Raw genomic sequence first — 3,995 nt, forward strand, 5'->3', positions numbered from 1 at the left:
CCGCTTTGGCGCGGATGGAGATCAACAGCTTCTTCTCCGAGCTGGTCCCGCGGATCAAGTCGATCGAGCTGGCGGGTGCGCCGGAGTTGATGGCCACGACCTTCGTCGGCGGCCTCAAGCACCTGCCGATCCGGTACTCGCTGAAGTGAGTCCTGCAGTGAGTCAAAGCAGCCTGAGGACTTACACCAGGTGATAGTCAGGTCGAGGAGCGATCACCGCGATGCCGTGTCGCTGGGTATCATTTTGTAGCTGTACTGAGCTTGTCGCGCCGGGGATGGGAGCCGCCGATGTCGTCGTTCGTGATCGCAGCACCCGAGGCTTTCGCCGCAGCGGAGGGAGACTTGACCGGGATCGAGGAGGCGATCAGGGAGGCCTCCTCTGCCGCGGCGCCCTCGACGACGGGGATTGTCGCGGCGGCCGAAGATGAGGTGTCGGCGGCTATCGCAAGATTCTTTGGCAGCTACGCTGAAGACTTTCAGACGCTGACCGCGCAGGCGACGCAGTTTCATGCCCAGTTTGTGCGGGCGTTGAGCGCGGGTGGGGCCGCATACGCTGCCGGCGAGGCCGCGAATGTGTCGCTGCTGGTGAAGGGGCTGGAGCAGCAGTTCTTCGACAAAGGAATTTTTTCACCCTTCATCTATCTGACCGGGCAACCGCTCTTCGGTGAAGCTGCCGTCGGGCCTGCCGTCACCGGGACCACCGGCCCCGGTCTAGCCGGCAGGCTGCTCACCGCCTTTTTCAACGGGACCCTCGGGAATGGCAGCGGCGGTGTGTTTCCGGGGACGGGGACCCCCGGCGCGGTGACCGGGGTCACCGAGGGGTTCTCCTACCTGAACATTCCGGTCGGTCCCCATGGCTACGAGGCCCCGGCGCGCTGGTACTTCCCGACGCAGGCAAACGGTTCGGTGGATGCCCGCGGTGTCATCTATCTGCAGCACGGCTTCCTGGCAAACGGTGGCTATTACAGCGATCTGGCGATTCAGCTGGCCGAGCGGACCGATTCCATCGTGGTCACCCCTACCGTGTCGTCGATTCCGTTGCCGAACGGCGCCTGGCTGATGGGCACGCAGATGCAGCAGGCCGTCGGCTCGTTGTTCCTGGGCAACGAGACGGCGCTGAATATCAGCGCAAACCAGGCCGGTTACCACGGCACGCTGCCGCAGAGTTTCGTGATTACCGGGCACTCCGCCGGCGGCGGCCTCGCCACGATCGCCGCCGGCGATTACATTGCGGACCTCGGGGGGAACACCGCCAGCAACCACCTTCTCGGTGTCGTGATGTTCGACGGGGTCGCATCCAGCTCCTCGGCCTTCGCGGCTTCGATTGCCAACCTGAAGACGTTGAATATCCCCGACTATGTGGTGGCCGCGCCGCCCCAGGCGTGGAACCTTTACGGCGCCACCACGAATCAACTGGTCAGTCTGTACCCGGGGCAGTTCGTCGGGGTCGAGCTGGTCAACGGCTCGCATGTCGACTCGATGCTGGGCGATAAACCCGTCGTCGACTTCCTCTCCCAGCTGGTCACGAAGTTCTCCCCGGGCGGCAACACCGCGGCCGTGTACACGCTGTCCACGGGCTGGATCGACGACATCTACGCCGGGGCGGGCCCGACCGACCCGATATACGGCCTCTACGGGACCACCGGCGGCTACCTGCCCCCAGGCGGCCAGCAGATCATCCTGGGCCCGGCCACCGGGATCGTACTGCCGGTGTAATCGACTCTTCACCCCAGCGCTATCAGAAGAAGAAGCCGGCGTACGGTGCCTCGGGCACCGCGAAGAGCCGATCGGCAGTGGCAAGCGCCTCAGGATCGTCGGCCCGGGCCACGCCGGCGACGGCGAGACTGCGCCAGGTCGAGCCGCCGAGCAAAACGGCCGCGAGCCCATCAACGCCGACGTGAAGTTGGGCGCTTCGGTCGGTCGGTTCGGCACCGTCGCCCGTGATGGTGAAGCTGGCTGAATTGTTCGGCAGGAGTGGGTCATCGACCGCGATCGTGACGGCGCCGTCTCCTGCGTACCGGCGTGCCGCCAGCGCCTTCGGGGCGTCGACGAGGCGCAGCCACGTTTCGTCGTGCACCGCGGTTACCCGCGCGGCCCGCCGATCGACAAGCAGCCAGGGCAGCGGATCGTCGACGGGCAGCATCCAGAACATCACGCGGTCGATGAGATCGAGCCCGAGCAGGAAACGCAGCAGCCCGAGATAGGCGTCGGTGGTGGGGGCGAAGAAATCCTCGACCGCGACGGTGCGCTGGTCGCTGACGAACCATGCCTCGGTGTCGACGGGGCGGTAGCGGGCGAATCCCGACTCGGATCCCGGTTCGCCGTGCACCGCGACATACGAAGGCCCCGGGGAGGATTCGGTGCGCAGCCTGAGGCCCTGCCACCAGACTTCCGGGCGATCGATGGTTCCCGGACGGGACGGACGATTGGCGGCGTAGATTCGGGGCAGGACGTTCCATGCTTCGGTCAGGTCGAGCAGCCGGACCGGACCGCCGGCGCCGACGTCGGGGCGGAGCTTCGCCCGTGCCGTCTGGACCTCCACGGTCTGCGACGAACTCGCCACCCCGTAGCCGTACCGTTCGTAGATCGTCGCCTCCGACGCCCGCAACGTCGCGACCACCTCACCCCGCGCGGCGATGTCGTCCAACTGATGACGCATCAGGTCGGTGGCAATGCCCTTTCGGGTGAACGAAGGCAGCACGCCGATGTGTGTCACGGCGGCATGGCCCACCGTCGCTCCGCCGGGAAGCGTCAGCCCGCTTGTCACGGCGTCGGCGGTGCCGACGAGTTGTCCCCCGACGAAAGCTCCGATCGTGCGTCCGGGCTCGAGCAGCCTGGTGATCTGGCGGGGCGCCAGGTTCGACAGCGGCGCGAACCCGACCATGGCGGCGCGAAACACGTTAGCCGCGGCGATGAGGTCGTCCTCGCTATCGAGAACACGAATGTCGGTGGTCATGCCGCCATCATGTCTCGCGTTACGTCCGTCGCGCGTGAGCGTGACGCGCACTAATGTTCTGAGCATGGCAATTCACAGAATTTTCCTTGAATGGCCCGTCATACGTCAGGTGCGTTCGGGGGACCTGTTCGGCCGAGGGCCGGCGGTGACCTCCAAACACACCCGCAGCATCACCCCGCGCACATCGACGGCCGACCGGGTGGTGCAAAGCGTGTGCCCGTACTGCGCCGTCGGCTGCGGTCAGCGGGTGTTCGTCAAGGACGAGAAGGTCGTCCAGATCGAGGGTGACCCCGACTCGCCGATCTCGCGGGGCCGACTGTGCCCCAAAGGTTCTGCCAGCGAGCAGCTGGTCAATTCGCCGGGGCGTCAACTGCAAGTGCTCTACCGCGCCCCGCGTGCGACCGAATGGCAGCGCCTCGACCTGGACACCGCCATCGACATGGTGGCCGACCGCTTCGTGGAGTCCCGCCGCCACACCTGGCAGGACATCGACAAGAACGGCAACCTGCTGCGGCGCACCATGGGCATCGCCTCGCTGGGCGGTGCGACGCTGGACAATGAAGAGAACTATCTGATCAAGAAGCTCTTCACCGCCGCCGGCGCGATCCAGATCGAGAACCAAGCTCGTATTTGACACAGCTCCACGGTTCCCGGTCTGGGGGCCTCCTTCGGGCGCGGTGGCGCCACCCAATCACTGCAGGACATGGCCAACGCCGATTGCATCATCATCCAGGGTTCCAACATGGCCGAATGCCATCCGGTCGGATTCCAGTGGGTGGAGGAGGCACGCGCGCGTGGCGCGAGGGTGATCCACGTCGACCCGCGGTTCACCCGCACCTCGGCGGTGTCGGATAAGCACATCCCGATCCGGGCCGGCTCGGATGTGGTGCTGCTCGGTGCGCTGATCAACAACATCCTCACCAACGACCTGTGGTTCAAGGAGTACGTCGTCGCCTACACCAACGCGGCCACGCTGATCAACGAAAACTTCAGGGACACCGAAGATCTCGGCGGCTTGTTCTCCGGCTACGATCGCGAGA

At 65.7% G+C, this 3,995-nt stretch carries 3 protein-coding genes and 1 pseudogene; 3 read left to right on the forward strand and 1 reads right to left on the reverse strand.

Annotated features, from left to right (window positions below; translation table 11 throughout):
• Both ACLP4W_RS19015 and ACLP4W_RS19020 read left to right on the forward strand, forming a co-directional pair.
• Window positions 1-149 (forward strand): annotated as a pseudogene (locus ACLP4W_RS19015) (cytochrome P450); the annotation flags it as partial.
• Window positions 150-287: 138 nt separating this feature from the next.
• Window positions 288-1,715, forward strand: a complete 1,428-nt coding sequence (locus tag ACLP4W_RS19020) for a PE domain-containing protein (RefSeq protein ID WP_442388560.1) — start codon at window positions 288-290, stop codon at window positions 1,713-1,715.
• A gap of 22 nt (window positions 1,716-1,737) precedes the next feature.
• Here ACLP4W_RS19020 and ACLP4W_RS19025 read toward each other — a convergent pair whose 3' ends face one another.
• Window positions 1,738-2,955, reverse strand: a complete 1,218-nt coding sequence (locus ACLP4W_RS19025; RefSeq protein ID WP_442388562.1) for a GNAT family N-acetyltransferase — start codon at window positions 2,953-2,955, stop codon at window positions 1,738-1,740.
• A 64-nt stretch (window positions 2,956-3,019) separates the two neighbouring features.
• Between ACLP4W_RS19025 and ACLP4W_RS19030 the strand changes: the two genes are divergently transcribed.
• Window positions 3,020-3,995 (forward strand): molybdopterin-dependent oxidoreductase (locus tag ACLP4W_RS19030; protein ID WP_442388564.1); only part of this gene is annotated, 976 nt, incomplete at its 3' end.

This window comes from Mycobacterium sp., from assembly GCF_052145595.1.
Taxonomy (GTDB): Bacteria; Actinomycetota; Actinomycetes; order Mycobacteriales; family Mycobacteriaceae; genus Mycobacterium.